The following is a 5,817-nucleotide window of genomic DNA, read 5'->3' as shown; positions in this document are numbered from 1 at the left end:
GATAAGGCGTAGTCGAAATGGGCGGCTAATCTTGCGATCGCTTCCTTTTCGGCGTCGTCGCCATCGTCATTCACCTCTTCAAGCTTGTTATACCGATAACCCAGACCCGCCGAAAGGTCGAGGAACGATCGCTCTCCCACCTGCCAGACGCGGTTTCCGTAACCAGTGCTCAAGGTAGACTCGAAATCGTAACCGGAGAAACGATCGTCTTCCCAGGAACCTCTGACAAACCAGTATTGTTGCTCATCGAACTTGTAGTCGGATTCCAGCGCAACCTGATACTCCTCTGCCGTGGTTTCTTCATCGGCTTCGGTGTATCGGGAGCTGAACTCGCCGGTATTTCGCCATGTTGGCGTCTCGTGTTTCAGGGCCAGCCTACCATTCACCTTGGTTTCTTCGGTGTTGCCAGAGGTCAGCAAAATGCCAAGCTCAGCCTCACCTTCGACGTTGCCGCTTTCCTGGGCCCAGGCCACGGGGGCCACCACCAGGCAGGCAACCGCCAGGGGTTTTCTGATCAACATACTATCTCCTTACTCAGGGGCTGTTAATTCACAACAGACTTACGCTGCTTTTCCCCCTCCAGACTCCTGCGCGCCTGTGCTTCCCGTTCGGCCTTCTTGCGGGCCTTTCGCTCAGCAATAATGCGTGCGGCCTCGCCGCCGACGTGTTCTTCTCCCCGCTCACGGGCCAGGCGCATCTGGCGCTCACGCTCCTTGAAACGGGCTTTCTGTTCTTCGGTCAGGCTGTCGATGCACTGGTGGCAACTGACACCCTGTTCGTATTCCGGGCGCTGCTTGTCGGCCTCGGTAATCGGCCGGCGACAGGCGTGGCACTGGTCGTATTCGCCACGTTCCAGGTTGTGATTCACCGTTACCCGGTCGTCAAATACGAAACACTCACCCTGCCACAGACTCTGCTCCTGAGGAACCTCTTCCAGGTACTTCAGGATGCCGCCCTTGAGGTGATACACCTCTTCGAAGCCCTGCTCTTTCAGATAAGCCGTAGACTTCTCGCAGCGGATACCGCCGGTGCAGAACATGGCGACTTTCTTGTGCTTCTGCGGGTCGAGGTTCTGCTTCACATACTCGGGAAACTCGCGGAAGGTGTCAGTGGCCGGATTGACGGCGTTTTTGAAAGTGCCGATCTCGACTTCGTACTGGTTACGGGTGTCGACCAGGACAACGTCCGGATCAGAGATCAGCTCGTTCCATTGTTGCGGCTCCACGTAGGTGCCGACAATCCGCTTGGGATCGATGCCATCGACGCCCATGGTGACGATTTCTTTCTTGAGTTTGACCTTGGTGCGTTTGAACGGCTGGATATCGACGAAGGATTCTTTGTAGTCGATGCCGTTGAAGCGGTCGTCTTTGCCAATCCACGCTTTCACAGCGTCGATGCCTTCTCGGCTGCCGGCGATGGTTCCATTGATGCCTTCGCGGGCCAGCAGCAGGGTGCCGTGCACGCCTTTTTCCAGCATCAGGTTCAGCAAGGGCTGGCGTAGATCTTTGTAATCATTGAGGACTGCGAACTTGTAGAGCGCGCAGACGACGATTTCGTTGCTCATGGTTTTCTCCTGCGGGCCGGATCGTAAATCCGGAGCATGGTTTGATATTTGTCACGGCCGGTGGGCGCGAGGGGGCAAAGTTTAATCAACCAGGCCCCCGATGCAAGTTGCGGATGGCCGCATTACTCCGCTTTGGCCAACTCCCGTTCTACAACCGCCGACAACTGGCCCCAGCCGGGCCGGGTCAACTGAATATTGTCGACCATGACTGTGGGCGTGCTGGCGACCCGGAGCTGGACAGCCACTTGCAGGCTCTGTTCGACAGCTTCCCGGTGCAGTTCGGTTTCCATGCAACGACGGAAGCGGCGTTCTTCCAGGCCGAGGTCGTTGGCGTAGCGGGTGAAGGTGGCCGTCGGATCGTTGGAGCCACTCCAGTCCAACTGGGAACCGTAAAGTTTGTCGTGCATGGCCCAGTACTGGTCCTGATCACCCGCACAACGGGCGGCCAGGGCGGCGGGCATGGCGTTCTGGTGCTGGCGCAGAGGCAGGTCGAAATAGACGAAACGGACTTTACCGGACTCCACATATTCTTTCTTGAGGCGCTGGCTGGCTTCGGCGAAGCGGGCGCAGGCCGGGCACTGGTAGTCGGCGAACTCGCGAACGACAACCGGAGCATCTTCGTTGCCAATGGAAATGCCGTACTGGTCAACAATGGCCGGGAATTCGTCGGCGTTAGGGGCCGCCACGGGAAGTGCCTCGGAGCTGGGTGCCGGTGGTTTGGTGACGAAGTACAGGCCAGCGATGACGGCCACCCCGATCACCAGTGACAGTACGATGATCAGTGATTTTCGGCCCTGCGTGTTACGTGGCGAAGGGGCGCCGGTCTGTTTGCGTCGTTTTGCTTCACCCATGACGGGCTCCTTGTCTGGAGGTTGATTACATACTATCTCAGAAAACCGGTTTCGCGGCTCTGCGGGAACAGGCTAAGATTCCCCATAGCTTGAGAAAGTTCCAATAAAAATCAAGGACTCAACATGCCAATTCCCGCACAGCTCCAAAATCAGCTTCGTCTTCCTTTAATTGCCGCCCCGATGTTTCTGATTTCCTCACCCCGCCTGGCCCTCGCCTGTTGCAAAGCCGGCATCGTGGGCAGCTTTCCAGCCCTGAACCAGCGCAGCAGTGAGGGTTTCGAGCAATGGCTGATGCAGATGAATGACGAGCTGGCGCAATGGCAAGCGCAGCAACCAAGCGCGACAACCGCGCCCTATGCGGTGAATCTGGTGGTTCACCGCACCAACCCGCGCTGGCAAGCGGATCTGGAGCTTTGTGTAAAACATCAGGTGCCAATTGTCATTACCTCCCTGGGCGCGGCCAGTCAGGTGGTGGAAGCCGTGCACAGCTACGGTGGGCTGGTGTTCCACGATGTCACCAATCAGAAGCACGCCCGCAAGGCGGCAGAAGCCGGGGTGGATGGCATCATTGCGGTCAGCGCCGGCGCCGGTGGCCATGCCGGTACCACCAACCCGTTTGTACTGGTGCATGAAATCCGTGAAGTATTTGACGGCACCATTTTGCTGGCCGGCGGTTTGTCGCACGGAGAGGATCTGTTGGCAGCCCAGGCATTGGGGGCGGATCTGGCCTATATGGGCACACGGTTTATCAATACCGAGGAATCGGAAGCGGAAGATGCCTATCGGAACATGATCATCGAAGCCGTATCAGCGGATATCATCTATACCCCGGCGGTGTCCGGTGTACCGGCCAGTTTTATGCGCCAGAGTCTGGAAGCCGCTGGCTTTGATATGCAGAAGCTGAACCAGGCCGGCGATGTGAATTACGGCGAGAAGCTCAAGCCCATGGACGATGAAGCCAAAGCGTGGAAGACCGTCTGGTCCGCCGGTCAGGGTGTGAGTCAGATTAACGATGTGGTGTCGGTTGAAGCACTGGTTCAGCGTCTGGAAGCGGAGTATCAGCAGGCCCGTTCACGCCTGATGGGATGATTCCGGATAGCGGTTGGCGAAGGCCTGAAGTTCCGGAAAGAAGGCCAGAAAATGTTCCTCCAGTTCCGATTCGTTGGCCCGGATTTCGTCGATGATGCCGGTAAACCGGTTGGCAAAGCGGATTCGGCTGGCCACGCGATCGAGGGCATAGCCGATGTTGTCCATATCCTGATAGGCGCCAAACCAGTCATGCTCGACCATGCGACGGGTCACCACCGCCATGTTGTCGGGCATCAGCGCCTGGTGGTTTTGCAGATCCCGGTATACGGTCCGGATAAAGGTATCTTTGTCCCAGTCACTGAACTGTTCCCAGTGCCGGAGCAGGAAGTGGTCGTAGAGGATATCCAGAGCCACGCCGGCAAAGCGCCGGCGCTCCCTTGAGAACAGGCTTTTACTGGCCAGCACCTGCGGATGCTGATCGGTGAATACATCAACCGCCAGGTGGTGCCGCACGCCTGCAAGCACCGGCGACGGCACATGATCCCAGTCCAGTCCCCGGGTAAAATCCCCGAGAATACTGCCCACTCTCGCCTCCGGTGAGTCCGGGGCGAGGAAGGTGTGGGCGAGGTGGTTCATGGCTCAGTCTTCGCTTTCCAGTTCGATTTCATCGGCGACGTAAACACCCGGGGGTGACTCAACGTAATCTATCTCAAGACTTACCGATGCCCCCTGTGAGAACGCCGATTCGATAGAGCTTCTCTCGCCATCATCGAAGTCGACAAGACTGATATCGATTCTGACACCAAGGATCGTATAAAAACTATCCTCGATATCAGACAACTGGCCTTCCAGCTCATACTTCCGCGGACTCGCCGGAGTAGTGTCTTCCTCGTTGCGCTCAATCTTGACGGCCTCAAGCGTAACGCCAGAGCCGGACTGCCGCTCGATACCTTCCACTTCTACCTGATAACTGCCGTTCAGGTCCGCCAGTTTCAGGCGCAGATCGCTGTCATCGTCGGTGATGATCGTCCGTGGCGTGAGCTGCACCAACACACCACCAACCCGGAAGGTCTGGTCGTTGAAGTTGAGCGTGTTGACGTCGAGGACACCGTCTACTGAGGCGTTGCCTTCACGAGCTTCAATTTCTTCAGCCAGTACGGAGCCATTGTCCTGGAAATCCCCCTCAACCTGTATCAGCATGCCGGCGGTCAGATCCGAGGCCGACAAACCATCATCAAACTCGGTGTTGTCGTCGACAAAGACAATCAGGCCGTTGATGTGGAAGGATCGGTCCGATGCGTTGTAGTCGGTGCTCACGGGGCCTGAGAACTCAATGTCATCGCCGAAGCCCCGACGGTAGCGACGGGTTTCGCCTTCGTCGATTTCCCGGGCAATCAATACGCCATTGGAGATCGTACCTTCGGCCTCCACCAGCAGAAGATCCGCCAGATCGGCTTCCGTCAGCGACCCGGCGAACGCGCTGTCAGTGTAAGAGACCGACTGCCCGTTAATGCTGAACTGATTCAGATTCAGCTGCAATGACCCCTCGTCAATGCGGCCTTCGATCTCTACGTTGGTTTCGTCCTGCGTCATCAAACCAATGTGGCTTGCCCGGTACCGGCCGTCGGGGTCCGGCTCACGCCAGCCACTGATGCGCACGAAAGCGCCGTCTGCCAGGGTTTCAAGCGCAATGTCCTTGAACACCGTCTGCTGGTCGGCAACCACAGTCTGCTCATAGATGGTGAACTGCACCGATTCGACCATACCGTCGGCATCCGGGGTCTGAATCAGATTGTCCACACGCCCGCGGAAGGTATCGTCGTACTCGACCGACTCCGCATTCCCCCGGCCATCAACTCGCCACTCGCCTTCGATCCTCAGGATCATGCCTTCCTGTAACTGGTCTTCACGCTCAATGCCGTCATCACTGCTGACGCGACCATCCGTCTCAAACTTCACGCCATTGACGAAGACACTGCCGAAACCGGAAACCGGCCCAACGCTGGAGCCTGTGCCTCGGATGCCGCCGTCGGCAACGCCGACTCCACCACCGCCACCGCCGCCGCAGGCACTCAACACGCCGAGTGCGATCGGTGCGGCGGCGAGTTTCAGCATTCTGTGAAGCGTTACTGCTCTGAACATTGCTCTCTCCTGCGGGCCATCCGGGCCCGCCACTGATTGTCAGCTGTCGTTGTGGCGTCGTCGTAGCTTGTCGATATCAACAAAATCATCGTAATTGCCCAGGCTCAGTGAACCGGTAGCACCCCAGGGAGCATAAGCGCTTCTCTTTAACAGAACGTGACCGCTCTCCAGGGTTTCCACAATGCCCTTTCGAAGCAGTTCCGCAAGCACGACAGAAGGCACCAGGTTTGG

At 57.6% G+C, this 5,817-nt stretch carries 6 protein-coding genes and 1 pseudogene; 1 reads left to right on the top strand and 6 read right to left on the bottom strand.

Features of this window, described 5'->3' with window-relative positions:
• The 3 genes from B3Y70_RS03440 to B3Y70_RS03430 form a co-directional block, all read right to left on the bottom strand.
• The coding region (locus B3Y70_RS03440) for a DUF481 domain-containing protein (RefSeq protein ID WP_288589195.1) at positions 1 to 521 on the bottom strand (521 nt) is incomplete at its 3' end.
• A gap of 23 nt (positions 522 to 544) precedes the next feature.
• Positions 545 to 1,564 carry a rhodanese-related sulfurtransferase gene (locus B3Y70_RS03435; protein WP_153740703.1) on the bottom strand — a complete coding sequence of 340 codons (1,020 nt, stop codon included), beginning with the start codon at positions 1,562 to 1,564 and terminating at the stop codon, positions 545 to 547.
• A 122-nt stretch (positions 1,565 to 1,686) separates the two neighbouring features.
• The gene (locus tag B3Y70_RS03430) at positions 1,687 to 2,415 is read right to left on the bottom strand and encodes a DsbA family protein (protein ID WP_153740702.1); all 729 of its coding nucleotides are present in this window, start codon (positions 2,413 to 2,415) and stop codon (positions 1,687 to 1,689) included.
• 123 nt (positions 2,416 to 2,538) lie between these two features.
• Here B3Y70_RS03430 and B3Y70_RS03425 point away from each other — a divergent pair, with 123 nt between their 5' ends.
• Positions 2,539 to 3,504, top strand: coding sequence for an NAD(P)H-dependent flavin oxidoreductase (locus tag B3Y70_RS03425; protein ID WP_286895678.1), 966 nt, complete (start codon positions 2,539 to 2,541; stop codon positions 3,502 to 3,504).
• On the opposite strand, the gene B3Y70_RS03420 is transcribed toward B3Y70_RS03425, so the two are convergent.
• The 3 genes and pseudogenes from B3Y70_RS03420 to B3Y70_RS03410 all read right to left on the bottom strand — a co-directional run.
• On the bottom strand, positions 3,487 to 4,080 hold the full coding sequence (locus tag B3Y70_RS03420) for an ACP phosphodiesterase (protein ID WP_153740701.1): 594 nt from the start codon (positions 4,078 to 4,080) through the stop codon (positions 3,487 to 3,489). The genes B3Y70_RS03425 and B3Y70_RS03420 overlap by 18 nt on opposite strands.
• A 3-nt stretch (positions 4,081 to 4,083) precedes the next feature.
• A complete protein-coding gene (locus B3Y70_RS03415; RefSeq protein WP_153740700.1) occupies positions 4,084 to 5,586 on the bottom strand; it encodes a DUF5666 domain-containing protein in 1,503 nt (500 codons plus the stop codon).
• Between the two features lie 39 nt (positions 5,587 to 5,625).
• Positions 5,626 to 5,817 (bottom strand): annotated as a pseudogene (locus B3Y70_RS03410) (hypothetical protein); the annotation flags it as partial.

This window comes from Marinobacter sp. UBA5687, assembly GCF_002420325.1.
In the GTDB taxonomy this organism is placed as follows: Bacteria; Pseudomonadota; Gammaproteobacteria; order Pseudomonadales; family Oleiphilaceae; genus Marinobacter; species Marinobacter nauticus.
Note: the sequence above shows the minus strand (reverse complement) of the source record. Positions and strands in the feature narration are given on the sequence as shown.

Excerpts from the sequence above, each read along its gene's own strand:
- B3Y70_RS03435 (WP_153740703.1), bottom strand. The coding sequence starts at position 1,564 with ATGAGCAACGAAATCGTCGTCTGCGCGCTCTACAAGTTCGCAGTCCTC.
- B3Y70_RS03430 (WP_153740702.1), bottom strand. The coding sequence starts at position 2,415 with ATGGGTGAAGCAAAACGACGCAAACAGACCGGCGCCCCTTCGCCACGT.
- B3Y70_RS03425 (WP_286895678.1), top strand. The coding sequence starts at position 2,539 with ATGCCAATTCCCGCACAGCTCCAAAATCAGCTTCGTCTTCCTTTAATT.
- B3Y70_RS03420 (WP_153740701.1), bottom strand. The coding sequence starts at position 4,080 with ATGAACCACCTCGCCCACACCTTCCTCGCCCCGGACTCACCGGAGGCG.
- B3Y70_RS03415 (WP_153740700.1), bottom strand. The coding sequence starts at position 5,586 with ATGTTCAGAGCAGTAACGCTTCACAGAATGCTGAAACTCGCCGCCGCA.